The following is an 18261-nucleotide window of genomic DNA, read 5'->3' as shown; positions in this document are numbered from 1 at the left end:
GCGGGCGGTGCCCCAGCATGGCGGGATGGCCCCCGCCCCCGTCGCCGACCTCCACGTCGTGCCCCTGCCCGTCCCGGCCGACCTCGACGCCCCGGACGCGTGGCTGCTGCGCGGGCTCGTCGACGCCGCGAACGCGACGCTGCTCGACATCTGGGGCGTGCTGGACGAGGCCCGCCGGCCCGAGGAGACCCTCGGCGGCCTGCGGCACCAGGAGTACGAGACCAAGCTCCGGTTCGTGGCGCTCGACGCCGCGCCCGGCGACGGCCCGCCGGACCCCGACCGGGTGCTCGGCTACGGCCTGCTCGACCTCCCGACGCAGGACAACACCCACCTGGCGTGGATCGTCGTGCTGGTCCGCCCGGAGCACCGGGGGCGCGGCGTCGGCTCCGCGCTCTACGAGCGGGTCGTGGCGACCGCCCGCGAGCACGGCCGCACGGTGCTCATGACGTCGATCGACCAGGGCTCCGAGCCGGATCCCGGTCCGGGGACGCTCGTGCCGTCGACCGGGACCGGCCGGGTGCGCGCGGACGACCCGTCGGTGGCGTTCGCCGTGCACCGCGGCTGGGCGCTCGAGCAGGTGGCCCGGCGGTCGGTGCTCGACGTGCCGCTCGACCCGGCGGTCCTCGCGGCGCACGCCGCCGAGGCGGCGCGGGTGGCCGGGCCGGACTACCGCGTCGTGCAGTGGGACGGCCGGTGCCCGGACGCGTGGGTCGACCAGTTCGCCCACCTGGCGACGCGGATGAGCACCGACGCCCCGATGGGCGGGCTCGACCTGCGGGAGGACGTCTGGGACGCCGCGCGGGTCCGCGCCGCCGAGCAGGAGCACCGCGAGCGCGGCATGACGTACCGGTGCACGGCGGCCGAGCACGTGCCGACCGGCACGCTCGTGGCCTACTCCGCGCTCGTCAGCCGCCCGGACACCGACGAGTTCGTGCACCAGGACGACACGCTCGTGCTGACGGAGCACCGCGGCCGGCGGCTGGGGATGCTGGTGAAGACCGCGAACCTCGCCCGGCTGGCCGAGGTGCAGCCCGGCGCGCGGCGGATCGGCACCTGGAACGCCGAGGAGAACGCGCACATGCTCGCGATCAACGTGGCGCTCGGGTTCCGCCCCGCCGGCGGCTCCGGCGAGTGGCAGATCACGCTGGGCTGAGGCCGACCACCGCCACGGCCCCCTCGTCGGCGACCACCCGCACGCGCGCGCCGTCGTCCGGCACGGCGCCGCCGGCGGGCAGCCCGGCGGTGACCCGGACGTCCTCGGGGTCGAGCACCGCGACCAGCTCGACGCGCCCGCGCCGGGTCCGCCGGCCCGCGACCCGCGCCGACCGCACGGGCGCCCCGGCTGCGGGCTCCTCGCCCGGCGCGAGCACGCGCCAGCCGCCCGGGGCGACGGCCAGCGTGCCGGGCACGAGGTCGCCCTCGACGGCCGAGGCCGCCGAGCCCCAGCCGGCCGCGGCGAGGAACGTCCGGTAGCCGAGGAACTCCGCGACCTCCCGGTCCGCCGGGCGCCGCCACAGGTCCTCGGGCGTGGCCACCTGGCGCAGCCGCCCGGCCGACATGACGGCGACGCGGTCGGCCACCGTGAACGCCTCGTCCTGGTCGTGCGTGACGAACAGCGCCGTCGTCCCGGTGGCGGTCAGCACCCGGCGCAGGTCCTCCGCCAGTCGCTCGCGCAGCGACCGGTCGAGGGCGGACAGCGGCTCGTCGAGCAGCAGCAGGCGGGGCCGGGGCGCGAGCGACCGGGCGAGAGCGACGCGCTGCCGCTCGCCGCCGGACAGCGTGGCGACGGGCCGCGTGCCGTACCCGGGCAGGCCCACGAGGTCGAGCAGCTCGGCGACGCGGGCCGCGCGGGCCGCCCGGTCGAGGTCGCGCAGGCCGTACGCGACGTTCCCGGCGACGTCCCGGTGCGGGAACAGCTGGCCGTCCTGGAACACCAGCCCGAACCCGCGGCGGTGCACCGGGACGGGCGCGAGGTCCAGCCCGTCCCAGGCCAGCCGGCCCGCCGTCGGCGGCTCCAGCCCGGCGACCGCGCGCAGCAGCGAGGACTTCCCGCAGCCCGACGGCCCGAGCAGCGCGAGCACCTCGCCGCGCGCGACGTCCAGGTCCACCCCCGCCACGGCCGTCACCCCACCGGGGTACCGCACGACCAGGCCGCGCACCTCGAGCCCCTGACCCTCGCTCACAGCTCGCCTCCCACCGGCCCGCGCAGCCGCTCCGCGAGCGCCATCACGCCCGCGGTCAGCAGCGCCAGCACGACGCTCGCCGCGAGGGCCATCCCGTAGTTGTCCGGACCCGGCTGCCCGATCAGCCGGAAGATCACGACCGGCAGCGTCGGCCGGTCCGGGCGGGCCAGGAACGCCGTCGCCCCGAACTCGCCGAGCGACACCGCGAACGCGAACCCGATCGCGAGCCCGACCGACCGCGCCGCGAGCGCCCCGTCCACGCTGGCCAGCACCCGGCCCGGGCCGGCGCCGAGCGTGCCGGCGGCCTCGCGCAGCCGGGGGTCGACCGCCCGCAGCACGGGCAGCACGGTCCGCACGACCAGCGGCACGGCCACGACGGCCTGCGCGATCGGGACCAGGGCGCCGGTGGTCCGCAGGTCGGTGGCGATCCCGAACGGGTGCCCGAGGGTGAGCAGCGCGCCGAACCCGACCGTCACCGCCGACACCCCGAGCGGCAGCATGAACACCCCGTCGAGCACCCCGACCGCCCGCCGCGCGGCGGCCCGTCTGGGGCGCCGGGACACCAGCAGCGCGACGAGGCAGCCGACGACGAGCGCGAGCACGGTCGCGTCGACGGCGACGCGCAGCGAGTTGGCGAGCGCCTCCCACACGGTGACGGTCAGCGCGTTGCGGCCGCCCGTGGTGCCGAGCGCCCGGTAGTGGTCCAGCCCCCAGCCGTCGCCGGTGCGCAGCGAGCCGAGCACCAGCGTCGCGAGCGGCAGCGCGAGCAGCAGCAGGACGACCGCGGTGAGGACCGCGGGCACCGGGTGGGGCCGGCGCGCGGGGCCGCCGGCCTCGGTCACCAGCGACAGCGCACGCTCCCGCCGGGCCCGGGCCCGCGCGGCGACCGCGAGCGCCGCGACGACCACGACGACCTGCACCACCGACAGCACCGCGGCGGCCCGCAGGTCGAGGAACTGCGTCGTCTGGATCCAGATCTCCGTCTCGACCGTGCCGAACTGCATCCCGCCGAGGACGAGCACCGTGCCGAACGCCGTCGCGCAGAACAGGAACACCAGCGACGCCGCCGACGTGATGGCCGGCGTCAGCGCGGGCAGGGTCACCGTGAGGAACGCCCGGGCGGGCGAGGCGCCCAGCGACCGGGCGGCCTGCTCCGGACGCGGGTCCAGCCGCTCCCACAGCCCGCCGACCGTCCGGACGACGACGGCGTAGTTGAAGAACGCCAGCGCGGCGATGATCGCGGCGAAGGAGCCGTCCAGGTGCAGGAACCCGAGCGGCCCGTTCTCCCGGAGCAGCGCCCGGAACGCCACGCCGACCACCACGGTCGGCAGCACGAACGGCACGGTGACGAACGCGCGCAGCGCCCCGCGCCCGGGGAACCGGCACCGGTACAGCACGTACGCGCCGGGGACCCCGAGCAGCACGGACAGCACCGTGCCGATCGCCCCCTGCGCGAGCGTCAGCCCGACGATCCGCCAGGTGCGCGGGCGGGCGAACACCTCGGCGAACCCGGACAGGTCCAGCGCCCCGTCCGCGACGAACCCGCGGCCCACCAGCGTCAGCACGGGCCAGGCGAAGAACACCCCGAGGAACACCAGCGGCACCGCCGCCGCGAGCGTCCACGCGGCCCACCGCACGACGGCCCAGCCGGGCGCGGGGGCCGTGAGCGGTGCCGGTCCGGTGCCCGGGCGCGCCGACGTCCCCGGCCGGCCGGAGCCGGTCGGGGACGTCCGCGTCGTCGTGCTCACCGCGTCAGCCGGTCACCAGGTCGGTCCACTCGCGGACCCAGGTGTCCCGGTTCGCGGCGATGTCGTCCAGCGGCACCTCGTACGGCTGGTCCGACAGCGGGGCCCACTGCGCCCACTCCGCCGGCAGGTCGACCGCGCTGCTCACCGGGTACATGTACATCGAGCCCGGGATGTCGGCCTGGACCGCGTCGGACAGCAGGAAGTCCACCAGCTGACGCGCGCCCTCGGGGTTCTGCGCCCCCGCCAGCACGCCCGCGTACTCGACCTGCCGGAAGCAGGTGTCGAGCAGCGCGCCGGTGGTCGGCGCGTCGCCGCCCTCCGGGACCGTCTCCGGCGGGGAGGACGCGTAGGACAGCGCGATCGGCCGCGGACCGCCGGCGCCGCCGCCGGAGAAGTCCGTGTAGTACGCGTCCGACCAGCCCTCGGCGACCTTGAGGCCGTTCGCCTGCAGGTCGGTCCAGTACTGCTGCCAGCCGTCCTCGCCGAACGCCCCGATCGTCGCCAGCAGGAACGCCAGGCCCGGGCTCGACGTCGCCGCGTTGGTGACCACGGTGAGGTCCCGGTACTCGGGCTTCGTCAGGTCCTCGAGCGTGGCCGGCTCCGGCACGCCCTGCTCCGCGAACCACGCGTGGTCCACGTTGAGGCAGACGTCGCCCAGGTCGACCGCGGTGAGCGAGTCCGAGGCGTCCGGCGCGTACTGCGCCGCGTCCTGCGCCGCCGGCGCCTGCGAGGTGTACGGCTCCAGCACGCCCTCGTCGATCGCGCGGGACGCGAACGTGTTGTCGATGCCGTAGACGACGTCGCCGAGCGGGGCGTCCTTGGTGAGGATCAGCTGGTTGACCAGCGCCCCGCCGTCACCGGGCGCGACCTGCGTGACCGTGAGGCCCGTGTCGGCCTCGAACTGCTCGATCAGCCCGTCGCTCAGGTGGAACGAGTCGTGCGTGACCAGCGTGACCGTGCCCCCGCCGGAGGCGTCCGCCGAGGGAGACCCCGACGGTCCCCCCGTCGCGGAGCAGGCGGTCAGGGCCAGTGCCGCCGCGGCCGCGAGGGCCGCGGGGGCGAGGTGCCGGGTGCTCCGGCGTGCGCGCGTGCGCGCCATGGTGGTTCCTCCTCGATGTGCAACCGAGGGGGTCGCCGCGCGCCGCCGGACGCCCGCACAGGGTGCCGACGACACGAGGCGACTGAGATCCCGACTCCCTACGCCGGTGCTAACCGGATCAGGTGCGAGGGTCTGCGGTCCGTCCGCACTCTCAGCGTCGGTCGGGCGCCGCCTCGCGGCGACGGTCCGGGACGCTCCCCTGTCGTTCGAGCCCGACCCTACACCGCGGGGGCCCGCGGGCCCGGCGGCCCGGCGACCCGGCGACCCGGCGGCCCGGCGAGGGGGCACCGCGCGAGCACCCGGGGCGGCACGGGATCTGCCCCGGGCGCACGCAGGATGCCCCGCGCCCGCGGGATGCCCCGGACGCGGTGACCTGCGGCGCGGCACCGGCGGCGCTAGCGTGGGTCGAGCACGCCGGCGCCCGCCGGGGCGCAGCGGCGAACCAGGAGGACCCGTGGCCGACGAGGAGACCCAGTCCACGCTCGCGAAGATCACCGGCCTGGTGGTCGCCGGCGCGGTCGCCTGGCTGGCCGGCAAGGCCGTGGACGCCGCGTGGAAGGCCGCCGTCGGCCACAAGCCCCCGAAGCCCGAGGACGACGCCGACGACATCCGGCTCGGCGAGGTCGTCGCGGCGTCCGCGATCACCGCCGGCGCGGTCGCGCTGGCCCGGGTGTTCGCCACCCGCGGGACCAAGAAGTTCGTGCAGCGGGTGGACAGGAACCGGCGCCTGCCGCACGCCTGACCGGGCCTGACCAGGCCTGACCAGGCCCGGAGGTCCCCCGCCGGCGACCCCCTGCGCCGCTAGGCTCGAGCGTCCCGCTCGCCGATGAATGCGCAGGTCAGCCGTCATGTCCACGCCCCGGTCCGTCCACACCGTCGACGACGTCCTCGCCCTCATGGACACCCTGTTCGCGGAGCAGGCGGACCGGTGGTCCGACCGCGGCGGAGCCGACTTCTGGGACCGGTTCTACGCCGACCGCGGCCGCGGCGTGCCGTTCTTCCGCTGGGCCCCGGACGAGAGCCTCGTGGCCTGGAACGCGGACGGCCGGCTGCCGCTCGGGCCGGGCACCCGGGTGCTCGAGCTCGGCTGCGGCCCGGGCCGCAACGCCGTCTGGCTGGCGCAGCAGGGCTGCACCGTCGACGCGCTCGACCTGTCGCAGGCGGCGCTGGACTGGGGCCGGGAGCGGGCCGACGAGGCGGGGGTCGAGGTCCGGTTCGCGCGGGCGGACATCTTCGCCTGGCAGCCGCCGGCCGAGCAGTACGACCTGGTCTACGACTCCGGCTGCTTCCACCACCTGCCGCCGCACCGCCGGCTCTCGTACCGCGCCCTGCTCGAGCGGACGGTCCGCCCCGGCGGGAGGTTCGGGCTGGCGTGCTTCGCGACGGGGCACGACGGGCGCGGCGGCAGCGAGGCGGACGACGCCGACCTCTACCGGGAGGGCAGCCTGGGCGGCGGCCTGGCCTACGGGGCGGACGACCTGCGGCGCGCCTTCGGCTGGCTGGACGAGGTGGAGCTGCGCCGGATGCGGTCCGGCGACCCGGCGACGTTCGGCGAGGACTTCCTCTGGGCGGCGCTGTTCCGGCGCTGACGCCCGGCGCGAGGCCGCCGGGCGTCAGGTCCGCCCGGCCGGCTCCTCGTCGTCGCCGTCCGCGGCCCGCGCCCGGTCCTGGGCCTCGGTGAGCTCGTCCACCACCAGCAGGTCCTGCCGGACCTTCCCGGTGCGGTAGCCGGCGCGCCCGACCAGGTGCGCGGCGACCGGCGCCGTGAGCATCTGGAACAGCGCGACCAGCACGAGCGCCCACACCGCGCCGCCGGACCGCAGGCGCAGCGACAGCCCGATCAGCACGAGGACCAGCCCGAGCACCTGGGGCTTCGTGCCCGCGTGCATCCGGGACAGCAGGTCGGGGAACCGCAGCACGCCCACGCCGGCGGCCAGGGCGAGCAGCGCCCCGCCGACGAAGCAGACCGCGGCGGCGACGTCCGCGACGGCGTCCCAGGTCATCGGGTCCCCTCCTCGTCCTCGACGTCCGAGCGCCGGGTGCCGGGCTCCGAGCCGTGGTGGCCGCGGCCGTCGGCGCCGGGATCCTCGGCGGGGCGCGCGGGCGCCGGCGCGGCCGATCCCGCGGCGCGCGCCTCGGCCTCCGCCCGGGCCTGGTGCCGGTCCTCCGCGGGCTGCGGGCCCTCGACGGCGACCGCCTCGGCCTCGCGCGCCCGGCGGGCCCGGCGCTGCGTCTCGGCCTCCTCCTCGGCCCGGATGCGCTCGGCCTCCTCCTGGGCGATCTCCTCGCGGGACCGCACACGCCCCTCGCCCGCCGGCTCGACGGAGGCGAACCGCGAGATCGTCACCGACCCCACGAAGCCGACCAGGGACAGCACCACGAGGATCGGCACGACGTCGGTGCGCCGGTCCACCGAGGCGTACAGGGCCACGGCGGCGACCAGCACGGTCACGACGATGTCCAGGGCCACGGTGCGGTCGAGCATGGACGGGCCGCGCTCGGCGCGGATCAGCGCGAGCGCGCCGCCGATCGCGAGCAGCACCCCGCACAGGAGGACGACGACGGTCATGCGGCGACCTCCCGGCGGCCGGTGCGGCGGGGGTGCGGCTCGAGCCCGGCCTCGCGGAGCTCCTCGTCGGAGGCGAACGCCCGCAGCACGCGCTCCTCCTGGTCGAGGACGGCCTGCCGCGCGGCCTCGACGCCGCCGGACTGCTCGACGTCCAGCACGTGCAGGTACAGCACGCCGGTGAGCCGGTGCGCCTCGACCACCAGCGACCCGGGGACGAGCGAGCAGAGCTCGGCGGTCATCGTGAGGTACAGGTCGGAGTGGTTCCGCAGCTGGACGCCGATCACGGCGCCGTGCGGGGTGTGCCGGGGCCGCAGGGCGACCCAGGACACCTCGATCGACGCGCGCACGAGGTCCCAGGCGAACCGGGTCACGAGCACGACCAGGCCCCAGGGGTGCACCGTGCCGTGGAAGTCGATCGGCGTCATGCGCAGCAGGCCCGTCACGGCCACCGCGACGACCGCCCCGGCCAGGATGTTGCCGGGCGACAGGTCGCCCCACAGCAGCACCCACACGACGACCAGCCAGGCCATCGTGGGCCACTGCGCGGCGAGCCGCCGCCGGCGCGGGTGCAGGCTCATCCGTCCGCCTCCGCCCGGGCGACGTCGGCGGACTCGCCCTCGCCCCGGCCGCCCTCCGGCAGCACGGCCTGGACGTACACCGACCGGTCCTGCAGCGCGGCGGCGGCGCGCTCCGCGTACCCGTACAGCGGGCCGGCGCCGACGGTCAGCGCGAGGCCGAGCACGACCAGCGCCGCGGCGGAGCCGACCATGCCGACGGGCAGCTTCGTGTCGGGCAGCGGCTCCGGCGGGGTCTGCCAGAACGCCTTGTTCCACGCCTTGATCAGCGCGTAGAGCGTGAGCAGCGACGTCAGCACGCCGCCGACCACCAGCGTCAGCGCGAGCGGCGTCCCGTCCTGCACGCCCGCCTGCATGAGGCCGACCTTGCCGAGGAACCCGGACAGCGGCGGGATGCCCGCGAGGTTCATCGCCGGGATGAAGAAGAGCACGGCCAGCAGCGGGGCGATCTTCGCCAGGCCGCCCAGGGACTCCAGCGACGTGCTGCCGCCCCGGCGTTCGATCAGCCCCGCGACCAGGAACAGGCCGGTCTGCACGGTGATGTGGTGCGCGACGTAGTAGATCGCGGCGGCCCAGCCGGTCTCCGAGGCCAGGGCGATGCCGAAGATCATGTAGCCGATGTGGCTGACCAGCGTGAACGACAGCAGACGCTTGATGTCGTCCTGCGCGACCGCGCCGAGGATGCCGACCACCATCGTCGCCAGCGCCGCCCACATGAGGACGTCGTCCATGCGCCCCTCGGGGAACAGCAGCGACTGGGTCCGGATGATCGCGTACACGCCGACCTTGGTGAGCAGGCCGGCGAACACCGCCGTCACCGGCGCGGGCGCCGTCGGGTAGGAGTCCGGCAGCCACGCGGACAGCGGGAACACCGCCGCCTTGATCGCGAACGCCAGCAGCAGCATCACCTGGAGCAGGAGCCGGACGTCGGGGTCGATCTCCGGCAGCCGCTCGGCGAGCTGGGCGAGGTTGACTGTGCCGGTCGCCGCGTAGGTCAGGGCGATCGCCACGAGGAACAGCAGCGACGACAGCAGCGCGACGACGACGTAGATGCTGCCCGCGCGGATCCGCTCGCCGGTCCCGCCCAGGGTCAGCAGCACGTACGAGGCGGCCAGCAGGATCTCGAAGCCGACGTAGATGTTGAACAGGTCCCCGGACAGGAACGCGTTCGCGACGCCGGCCGCCAGGATCAGGTAGGTCGGGTGGTAGATCGAAACGGGCGCGGCCTCGTCGCCGTCGGCCTCGCCCTGGGCCAGCGAGTACAGCTGGACGCAGAGCGTGACCGCGGCGGACACGGTGAGCATGAGCGCCGAGAGCCGGTCCGCCACGAGGTCGATGCCCACGGGCGCCGCCCAGCCGCCGACGTCGACGACGAGCGGCCCGTCGTCCGCCAGCACCAGCAGCGTGGCGGCGACGGCCAGCACGATGCTGAGCGCGACGACGCTGATGATCCGCTGCACCCGGGGGCGCCGGTACAGCGCGAGCGCGAGGCCGGCGCCGAACAGCGGGACGACGACCGGCAGCGGGACGAGCCAGGAGTACTCGGTCACCGGCCCTCCCCGTCCTCGGTCGTCGTGCCGGCTGCGGTGGTCGCGGGTTCGGGGACGGGGCCGCCCTCGTCGGTCTCGTCGCGGGTCTCCGCGGCCTCCTCGTCGAGCGAGGTCGTGGTGTCCTCGGTGTCGTCGTCCTCGAACGCGCGCTCGTCGCGGGCGGCGAGCCGGGCGATGCGGCGGTCCTCGACGTCGTCCTGCACCTCGTCGTGCCGGTGCAGCTGCCAGGACCGGTAGGCCATCGCGAGCAGGAACGCGGTCATGCCGAGGGTGATGACGATGGCGGTCAGCACCATCGCCTGCGGCAGCGGGTCGCTCATCCGGCCCTCGGGCTCCAGGCCGATGATCGGCGGACGGCCCGCGGCGCCCCCGGCGACGAGGAACAGCAGGTTCACGCCGTTGCCGATGAGGATGACGCCGATCAGCACGCGGGACAGGCTGCGCTCGAGCAGCAGGTACACCCCGGCGGTCACCAGGACGACGATCACGCCCACCAGGACGAGGTTCGGGCTCATGTCGATCATCGGGCGCCTCCCGGTCCGGGCGGGTCCGCGAGCAGGCCGACCGCGGCGGCGTCGACCGTGACCTGCTCGCCCGGCTCGGCGTCCCCGCCGACTGCGCCGTGCACGTCCTGCTCCCCGTCGGCCTCCGCCTGCCGGTCGATCTCCGCCCCGAGGCTGCGCAGGATGTCGAGCACGAGGCCGACGACCACGAGGTATACGCCGACGTCGAAGAACAACGACGTCACGACCTTCGTCGGGCCAATGAAGGGGATCGCGATGTCGATGATCCAGGACTGCAGCACGGAGCCGCCGAAGATCAGCGCGCCGAGGCCCACGCCCGCCGACAGGAACAGGCCGCTGCCCAGCAGCAGACCGGGCTGCACGGGGGCCGCCTCGCCGAGCTCGTACCGGCCGCCGGCCAGGTACCGCACGATCAGCGCGATGCCGGTGACCAGGCCCGCCGCGAACCCACCGCCGGGGGCGTTGTGCCCGGAGAACAGCAAGAACAGCGAGTACACGATCATCGTGTGGAACAGCAGCCGGACCACGACCTCGAACACCACGGACCGGCGGCGCGGCGCCAGGGTCCGTCCGGCGCGCAGCCACTCGCGGGACCGGTAGGACGGCCGCTCGGCGACCGGCCGGCGCACCGCGGCCATCGGGTCCTCGCCGCCGCCCCACACCTGCCGGGACTCGGGGGCGTCGCCGGCGCGGAAGATCGCCCCGGACCGCCTGCGGAGGAACACGAGCGAGGCGACCCCGGTCGCGGCCACCAGCAGCACGGAGATCTCGCCCATCGTGTCCCAGGCGCGGATGTCCACCAGCGTCACGTTGACGATGTTCTTGCCGCCGCCGTAGGAGTACGCCTCCTCCGCGAAGTCCACGGAGACCGGCGCGTGCACCCGCGCGCCGGGCACCACGAGCGCCAGCCCGCCGACGGTGAGGCCGAACGCCAGGCCGATGCCGAGGCGCACCCACCGGGACCCGACCAGCGGCCGGTCGGAGAAGTACGGGGGCAGGCGCCGCATCACCAGCACGAACACCACGAGGGTGACGGTCTCGACCAGCACCTGCGTCAGCGCGAGGTCCGGGGCGCCGTGCAGCAGGAACAGGGCCGCGACGCCGTAGCCGGAGACGCCGAGCAGGATGACCGCCTTCAGCCGGCGGCGGGCGCGGGCGACCAGGACGGCGGCGACCACGACGAACGCCCCGACCACGGCCTGCGCCGGGCGGTCCCAGACGCGGGTCTCGGCCGGCATCCCGTTCCAGGCGACCAGCGGGACGCCGACGGTGACGACGAACACCACCAGGATCCCGCCGAGGTACACCGGCAGAGATCCGCGCTGGGTGAACGCGGTGACGTCGGCGGCCACGTCGTCGAGCCGGCGCATGAAGCGGCGGTACAGCCGGTCCGCCTCGGGCACGTGCGGCACCGCGGCCTGCGCGAGCTCGACGGGGCCGCGGGCGACGAACAGCAGCACGCCGGTGAGCAGCACGACGGCGGTGATCGCCAGCGTCGGGGTGAAGCCGCCCCAGAGCAGCAGGTGGCCGGGCTCGCCGGCCGGGTACGCGTCAGCCTGCGGGGCGAGCAGCTCCTCGCCGAGACCCGGCAGCAGCGCCACGGCCAGGCCGAGCACGGCGAGCAGCATCGCGGGCCAGACGAGCACGAGCGACGGGCGCCCGACCGGGGCCGGCACGGCGCGCTCGTCGTCGGGGTGCGCGGAGTGGTCGACCGGCTCCTTGACGTCCCGCGACGGGTCCTTGGCGTCGCGGGCGGCAGCGAGGGCGCGCACGGCCGCGGGCGACAGCACCGGCTTGCTGGCGAACGCGCCCCACCACAGCCGCAGGCCGTACGCCACGGTGAGCGCCGAGCCGACCGCGACCGCGACCAGGACGACGACGCCGAGCGGGTCGCCGTCGTGGCCCAGCGCCTCCAGCGCGGCCTCCTTGGCGACGTACCCGGCGAACGGCGGCGCGCCGATCATCGACAGCGTCGCGAGCCCGCCCGCGGCGGCGGTCAGGGGCAGCGCGCGGCCGACGCCGGACAGCCGGCGCAGGTCGCGGGTGCCGGTCGCGGCGTCCACCACGCCGACCACGAGGAACAGGGCGGCCTTGAACATCGCGTGCGCGCCGATCAGCGCGAGGCCCGCGAGCGCGGTCGCCTTCGTGCCGTACCCGACGAGCAGGATGATCAGCCCGAGCTGGCTCACCGTGCCGAACGCGAGGACGAGCTTGAGGTCGTGCTGCCGCAGCGCCCGGTAGCCGCCGAGCAGCAGCGTGCCGCAGCCGAGCACGACGACGATCGTCCGCCAGGCGGGGAGCTCCGAGTACGCCGGGGCGAACCGCGCGACCAGGTAGACGCCGGCCTTCACCATCGCGGCGGCGTGCAGGTACGCGCTGACCGGGGTCGGCGCGGCCATCGCCGCGGGGAGCCAGAAGTGCAGCGGGATCAGCGCGGACTTGGAGGCCGCGCCGACCAGCAGGCAGACCACGGCCGCGGTGACCATGCCGCCGTGCGGCGGGTCCGCGAGCGTCTCCGACAGCCGGTACGTGCCCGCGGCCTCGCCGAGCAGGATCACCCCGACCAGCATCGTCAGGCCGCCGGCCGTCGTGACGACGATCGCCTGCATCGCCGCCCGGCGGCTGGCCTTGCGCTCGTGGTAGTGCCCGATGAGCAGGTAGGAGAAGACCGTGGTCAGCTCCCAGAACACGAACAGCAGCAGGGTGTCGTCGGCGGTGACCAGGCCGAGCATCGCCCCGGCGAACGCGACCAGCACGCCGCTGAACCGGCCGAGCCCGCTCGCGTGCGCCTTGAAGTACGCCGAGCAGTAGACCAGCACGACCGCGCCGACGCCGCCGACGAGCAGGGTCATCAGCCAGGACAGCGTGTCGAGCCGGAAGGAGAGGTCGAGCCCGAGCCCGGGGATCCACTCGACGGTCTGCGTCGGCCCGTCGCCGTCCATCACGCGGCCGGTGAGCGAGAGGGCCCACACCGTCGCGGACGCCGGCGCCAGCGCGAGCACCCAGAACGCCTTCCGGCCGATCCACGCGACGAGCGCAGGCGCGACCAGGGCAGCCAGGAGGTGCACCGCGAGGAGCTGCAGCACGTCCGCTCCGTCCTGTCGTGGGCGGGTGGTCGGTCGGTCGGTGCGCCGGGTCCGGGCCCGCGACCGCTCGAGGCGGGACGGCGGGCGGCGGGCGGCGGTCGTGTGGTGTTGTCGACGGGCAGGTACAGGGACGCACGGCGACGCCGAGCGCGCAAGGGCGCGGACGCCGACCGAGGTCGAGGGATTGCCAGCACTGTATCAAGCGCTCGCCAGGCACCACCCCGGGTGTGGACGACGCCACACTCCCGGGTCACGGACGCCGGGTGTCCGGAACCGGGGCTCTTCCGGCCGGTTCGTCCGCGAGTTCGTGGACACCCGGCACCCGCCACTAGCGTGAGCGGGTGGACGCGCTCCGGGTGACCTGCCTCGTCGTGGTGCTCGCGGCCACCGTCGTCGGGGTCGGGGTGTTCGCGCGGGGGGCGGCCCGGCTGACGCGGACCATCCGCGTCGGGCGCGCGGCGCCGGGACGGCTGCGGCCCGTCGGGCGGCGGACCTGGCTGGTGGTGCGCGAGCTGATCGGCCACGGCCGGTTCCAGCACAAGCCCGTCGTCCGGGTCGCGCACTGGACCGTGATGGTCTCGTTCCCCGTCCTGTTCTTCACCCTGGTGAGCGGGTACGCGCAGGTGGTGCGGCCGGAGTTCGCGCTGCCGCTGCTCGGGTCGTCCGCGCCGTGGGCCTGGCTGACCGAGGGCATCGCGTGGCTGTCGCTCGCGGGGATCCTCGCGCTGATCGCCGTCCGGGTGCGCACGACGCCCCGTGACGTGCCGCCGACCCCCGCGCGGGCGATCGCGGCGGCGGGCGCGGGTGCCGGCGACGGCAGCGGCCCGGCGCAGACCGAGCCCGCCCGCCGGTCGCGGTTCTTCGGCTCGCACACCGGGCAGGCCGTCGTGGTCGAGGCCACCGTGCTGCTGGTCGTGCTGGCGGTGCTGCTGCTGCGCGGGCTGGAGCACGAGCTCGCCGCGCGCGCCGGGTCCGCGTCGACCTGGCTGTTCCCGACGACGGCGTGGATCGGCGACCTGTGGTCCGGGGCGTCCACCGGGGCCGTCGAGTCCGCGGTCGTGCTGTGCGCGACCGTGAAGATCCTCGTGTCGATGGCGTGGTTCGTCGTCGTCGGGCTGCAGCCGACCATGGGCGTCGCCTGGCACCGGTTCCTCGCGGTGGTGAACGTCTACGCGCGGCGGTCGGCCGCCGGCGAGGTCGCGCTCGGCCCGCTGGAGCCGGTCCGGGTCGGCGAGCGGGAGCTCGACGTCGCCGCGCTGGAGGACCTGCCGGAGGACGCCCGGCTCGGCGTGAAGGCCGTCGAGGACCTCACCTGGAAGCAGCTGCTCGACGTCACCACCTGCACCGAGTGCGGCCGGTGCCAGGAGCAGTGCCCGGCCTGGGCGACCGGCAAGCCGCTGTCCCCCAAGCTCGTCACGCTCGCGCTGCGGGACCACGCCGCCGCGACCGCCCCGTACCTGCGGGCCGCGCGCGCCGGGTCGCCGGTCGAGGACGGGCACGTGGACGTCGACCTCGTCGCCTCCGGCGTCATCGACGCGGACGCGCTGTGGGCGTGCACCACCTGCGGGGCGTGCGTGCAGCAGTGCCCGGTCGACATCGAGCACGTCGACACGATCGTCGACATCCGGCGCTACCAGACGCTCATGGAGTCGGCGTTCCCCGCCGAGCTCGGCGGCACCTTCACCAAGCTCGAGCGCCGCGGCAACCCGTGGGGCCTGCCCGCCCGGCAGCGGCTCGACTGGGCGAAGGGGCTGCCGTTCGACGTCCCGGTGGTCGGCGCGGACGTCGCGTCCGCGGCCGAGGTCGACTACCTGTTCTGGGTCGGCTGCGCCGGTGCGTACGAGGAGAAGGCGAAGCGGACGACGCGGGCCGTGGCGGAGCTGCTGCACACCGCCGGGGTCTCGTTCGCGGTGCTCGGCGACGGCGAGGGCTGCACCGGCGACCCCGCCCGGCGCGCGGGCAACGAGGTGCTCTACCAGATGCTCGCCTCGGCGAACGTCGGGACCCTGGCCGCTGCGGAGGCCCGCGCCGTCGTCGTGACCTGCGCGCACTGCTTCAACACGCTGTCCCGCGAGTACCCGCAGCTCGGCGGCCGGTACGACGTCGTGCACCACACCGAGCTGCTCAACCGGCTGGTCGCCGAGGGGCGGCTGACCCCGGTCGCGCCGGAGGGCCCCGAGCAGCGCGTGACCTACCACGACCCCTGCTACCTCGGCCGGCACAACGAGGTCTACGAGCCCCCGCGCGAGCTCCTCGCCGCCCTGCCCGGCGTCGAGGCCGTCGAGATGCCCCGGACGCGCGAGCGGTCGTTCTGCTGCGGCGCCGGCGGGGCGCGGATGTGGCTGGAGGAGTCGATCGGCACCCGGATCGGCACGGCGCGCGCCGAGGAGGCCGTGGCCACCGGCGCGGGGGTCGTCGCGACGGCGTGCCCCTACTGCACGGTGATGCTGACGGACGGGGTGGCGGCGACGGCCGGCGCGGCGGGCCCGGACGTCGACCGCGCGGCGGTGGGCGTCCCGGAGGTCACGGACATCGCCCTGCTCCTCCTGGACCGCGTCCGCGCCTCGTCGTCGTCCTGACCCCGGCCCCCGCCCGCCCGCCCGCCCGGGCGGAGAGCCCCGTCAGGACGTGGCCACGCCGCTGAGTGGAGGTTTCCGCCACGACACGCCGGGCGTGTCCGGCAGAACTCTCCACTCGGCGCGGCGGAGCAGGCGGGCCGCGCGCGGTGCCCGTCCGGGGCGCGGGCGCCCGGGCGCGTCAGGCCGTGGCGCGGCGGAGGGTGACGAAGGAGACCGCCGCGGCGGCGACCGCGACCACCGCGCCGACCGCCGCGGCGTGCTGCGTCCCCGCGTCGAACGCCAGCCGCGCCGACTCGAGCAGCGCGTCCGCCACGTCCGCCCCGAGGCCGTCCGCGGCCTGCACCGCGCCGCCCAGGGTCTCCCCCGCGGCGTGCGCCTGGTCGGCGGTGAGGCCGTCCGGCACGACGACCCGCGCCCGGTAGGTCGCGTTCAGCACCGAGCCCAGCAGCGCGACGCCGAGCGTGGTGCCGAGCTCGTACGCGGTCTCGGAGATCGCCGACGCGGCGCCGGCCTTCTCCGGCGGGACGGCCGTGGTGATCTGGTCGTTCGTCAGCGTCTCGGCCAGCCCGACGCCGAGGCCCATGATCACGAACGTCACCGCGACCGTGACGGGCGTCGGCACGTCGCCGACCAGCGTGAGCACCCCGTACCCGACGGCGGCCAGCAGGAACGACGACCCGATCAGCACGCCCGGCCGGACGTGCCGGACCAGCCGCACGGCCAGCAGCCCCGCCAGCACGGACGCCGCGAGCCCCGGGACCAGCACCAGGCCGGCGTCCATCGGGCTCAGGCCCGCCGCGAGCTGGAGGAACTGCGACACCACGACCAGCAGCCCCGAGAACCCGAGCACCGACAGCAGGTTCGCGGACACCGCGCCGGAGAACGTCGGCCGGGCGAACAGCCGCACGTCGAGCATCGGCGAGGCCAGCCGGCGCTGCCGCCGGACGAACGCCCAGCCGGCACCGAGGCCCAGCAGCACGCCGGCAGCGGTCGCGGGCGTGACCCCGTGCTCCCCGACGGCGATGATCGCGTAGACGAGCGGCAGCATCGTGGCCAGCGACAGCACGATGCTCCACGGGTCGACCGGCCCGGGCGCGGGGTCCTTCGACTCCGGGACGAGCGCCAGCGCGAGCGGCAGCAGCACGAGCAGGACCGGCACGTTCAGCAGGAACACCGAGCCCCACCAGAAGTGCGTGAGCAGCGCCCCGCCGACGATCGGGCCGAGGGCCGCGCCGCCCGCGAACCCGGACGCCCAGATCGCGATGGCGAGCCGCCGCTGCGCGCGGTCGAGGAACACGTTCCGGATCAGCGACAGCGTGGACGGCATGAGCGTCGCCCCGAAGATGCCGAGCAGCGCGCGGGCGCCGATGAGCTGCGCCGGGCTGGTGGCCCAGGCGGCGAGCAGCGAGACGGCCGCGAACCCGGTCGCGCCGACCAGCAGCAGCCGGCGCCGGCCGACGCGGTCGCCGAGGCTGCCCATCGGGACCAGGAGGCCCGCGAGCATCAGCGGGTACGCGTCGACGATCCACAGCAGCTCCGAGCCGGACGCCCCGAGCGCGGCCGTGATCGACGGCAGCGCGAACGACAGCACCGTGTTGTCCACCGAGATCAGCAGCACGGGCAGCATCAGCACGGCGAGCACCGCCCAGGGCCGGACGGGCCGGCCGCGGTGCTGCAGCGCGAGCGTGGTGGCGGGGCGGGTGTGACCGGTGGTGACCGGGGCGGACATGACGCGGACCTCGTTCGTCGGGATGGGGATCGGTGGTGACTGTACCGTCTGGACGGTATAGCGTCGAGGCCGCTACGGTCATTCCCGTGACCGCCACCCGGGACCGGCTGCTCGACGCGTTCGAGGGCCTGCTCATCGCGCACGGGCCGCGCGCAGCGACGCTGGACGCCGTCGCCGCCGCCGCCGAGGTCTCCAAGGGCGGGCTGCTCTACCACTTCCCCAGCAAGGCGGCCCTGGCCCGGGGGCAGCGCGAGCGCCTCGCCGCGCTCGGGGCGGCCGACGTCGCCGCCATGCGCTCCGCCCCGGAGGGCGCGGCGGAGTTCTACCTGCGCGGCTCGATGTCCTCCGGCGGGCCGCTGGACCGGGCGCTCGTCGCCGCCGTCCGCCTCACCGAGGAGTCCGGCGACGACGCGACGGCCGTCCTCGACGAGCTCCGGGCCGCCTGGTACGACGCGCTGGTCGCCGAGCTCGGCGACCCGGCGCTCGCCCACGTCGTGCAGCTCGTCGGGGACGGGATGTACTACAACGCGGTCACCGGGATCCGGGACGACACCGCGCTCGACGACGCCCGGGCGGTCCTGTCCCGGCTGCGCGACCGCTGACCTCGCGACGGCGCCGC

15 protein-coding genes and 1 riboswitch are annotated in these 18261 nt (G+C 75.8%); of the genes, 5 read left to right on the top strand and 10 right to left on the bottom strand.

From position 1 onward, the window contains the following. Window positions 1-25 precede the first annotated feature (25 nt). Window positions 26-1153 carry a GNAT family N-acetyltransferase gene (locus HNR08_RS09200; RefSeq protein WP_146833316.1) on the top strand — a complete coding sequence of 376 codons (1128 nt, stop codon included), beginning with the start codon at window positions 26-28 and terminating at the stop codon, window positions 1151-1153. On the opposite strand, the gene HNR08_RS09195 is transcribed toward HNR08_RS09200, so the two are convergent. From HNR08_RS09195 to HNR08_RS09185, 3 genes are read right to left on the bottom strand one after another with little or no spacing between them, the layout of a single operon-like run. After that, window positions 1140-2183 carry an ABC transporter ATP-binding protein gene (locus HNR08_RS09195; protein ID WP_146833319.1) on the bottom strand — a complete coding sequence of 348 codons (1044 nt, stop codon included), beginning with the start codon at window positions 2181-2183 and terminating at the stop codon, window positions 1140-1142. The genes HNR08_RS09200 and HNR08_RS09195 overlap by 14 nt on opposite strands. Further along, window positions 2180-3931, bottom strand: a complete 1752-nt coding sequence (locus HNR08_RS09190) for an ABC transporter permease (RefSeq protein ID WP_477099943.1) — start codon at window positions 3929-3931, stop codon at window positions 2180-2182. The genes HNR08_RS09195 and HNR08_RS09190 overlap by 4 nt, the downstream gene beginning before the upstream one ends. Before the next feature lie 4 nt (window positions 3932-3935). Next, window positions 3936-5030, bottom strand: a complete 1095-nt coding sequence (locus tag HNR08_RS09185; protein WP_146833322.1) for a thiamine ABC transporter substrate-binding protein — start codon at window positions 5028-5030, stop codon at window positions 3936-3938. A 78-nt stretch (window positions 5031-5108) separates the two neighbouring features. Further along, window positions 5109-5241: riboswitch (TPP riboswitch) on the bottom strand. A gap of 243 nt (window positions 5242-5484) precedes the next feature. Between HNR08_RS09185 and HNR08_RS09180 the strand changes: the two genes are divergently transcribed. Next, window positions 5485-5772 carry a DUF4235 domain-containing protein gene (locus HNR08_RS09180; RefSeq protein ID WP_146833325.1) on the top strand — a complete coding sequence of 96 codons (288 nt, stop codon included), beginning with the start codon at window positions 5485-5487 and terminating at the stop codon, window positions 5770-5772. Between the two features lie 106 nt (window positions 5773-5878). Then, window positions 5879-6619: a class I SAM-dependent methyltransferase gene (locus HNR08_RS09175; protein ID WP_146833328.1), complete on the top strand. Its 741-nt coding sequence runs from the start codon at window positions 5879-5881 to the stop codon at window positions 6617-6619. A 24-nt stretch (window positions 6620-6643) separates the two neighbouring features. Here HNR08_RS09175 and mnhG read toward each other — a convergent pair whose 3' ends face one another. Genes mnhG through HNR08_RS09145 form a run of 6 tightly spaced genes read right to left on the bottom strand, consistent with a single transcriptional unit; the run spans window position 6644 to window position 13334 of the window. Then, a complete protein-coding gene (mnhG, locus tag HNR08_RS09170) occupies window positions 6644-7033 on the bottom strand; it encodes a monovalent cation/H(+) antiporter subunit G (RefSeq protein WP_146833331.1) in 390 nt (129 codons plus the stop codon). Beyond that, window positions 7030-7599 carry an MrpF/PhaF family protein gene (locus HNR08_RS09165; protein WP_168431913.1) on the bottom strand — a complete coding sequence of 190 codons (570 nt, stop codon included), beginning with the start codon at window positions 7597-7599 and terminating at the stop codon, window positions 7030-7032. Before HNR08_RS09165 ends, mnhG begins: the two co-directional genes overlap by 4 nt. Beyond that, window positions 7596-8177, bottom strand: a complete 582-nt coding sequence (locus HNR08_RS09160; RefSeq protein ID WP_146833334.1) for a Na+/H+ antiporter subunit E — start codon at window positions 8175-8177, stop codon at window positions 7596-7598. Before HNR08_RS09160 ends, HNR08_RS09165 begins: the two co-directional genes overlap by 4 nt. Then, on the bottom strand, window positions 8174-9724 hold the full coding sequence (locus tag HNR08_RS09155) for a Na+/H+ antiporter subunit D (RefSeq protein WP_146833337.1): 1551 nt from the start codon (window positions 9722-9724) through the stop codon (window positions 8174-8176). The genes HNR08_RS09160 and HNR08_RS09155 overlap by 4 nt, the downstream gene beginning before the upstream one ends. Continuing rightward, window positions 9721-10248, bottom strand: a complete 528-nt coding sequence (locus tag HNR08_RS09150; RefSeq protein WP_146833340.1) for a Na(+)/H(+) antiporter subunit C — start codon at window positions 10246-10248, stop codon at window positions 9721-9723. The genes HNR08_RS09155 and HNR08_RS09150 overlap by 4 nt, the downstream gene beginning before the upstream one ends. After that, entirely contained in the window at window positions 10245-13334 is a 3090-nt protein-coding gene (locus HNR08_RS09145) for a Na+/H+ antiporter subunit A (protein ID WP_183834968.1), read from the bottom strand. The genes HNR08_RS09150 and HNR08_RS09145 overlap by 4 nt, the downstream gene beginning before the upstream one ends. Window positions 13335-13675: 341 nt before the next feature. Between HNR08_RS09145 and HNR08_RS09140 the strand changes: the two genes are divergently transcribed. Then, complete coding sequence (locus HNR08_RS09140; protein WP_146840318.1) at window positions 13676-15913, top strand: (Fe-S)-binding protein; 2238 nt, start codon at window positions 13676-13678, stop codon at window positions 15911-15913. Window positions 15914-16091: 178 nt separating this feature from the next. On the opposite strand, the gene HNR08_RS09135 is transcribed toward HNR08_RS09140, so the two are convergent. Next, window positions 16092-17642 (bottom strand): MFS transporter, encoded by a 1551-nt coding sequence (locus tag HNR08_RS09135; RefSeq protein ID WP_146840320.1) that lies wholly within the window; start codon window positions 17640-17642, stop codon window positions 16092-16094. Between the two features lie 86 nt (window positions 17643-17728). Between HNR08_RS09135 and HNR08_RS22315 the strand changes: the two genes are divergently transcribed. Beyond that, entirely contained in the window at window positions 17729-18244 is a 516-nt protein-coding gene (locus HNR08_RS22315) for a TetR family transcriptional regulator (RefSeq protein WP_276509381.1), read from the top strand. Window positions 18245-18261 lie beyond the last annotated feature (17 nt).

It is taken from the genome of Cellulomonas hominis (assembly GCF_014201095.1).
In the GTDB taxonomy this organism is placed as follows: domain Bacteria; phylum Actinomycetota; class Actinomycetes; order Actinomycetales; family Cellulomonadaceae; genus Cellulomonas; species Cellulomonas hominis.
Note: the sequence above shows the minus strand (reverse complement) of the source record. Positions and strands in the feature narration are given on the sequence as shown.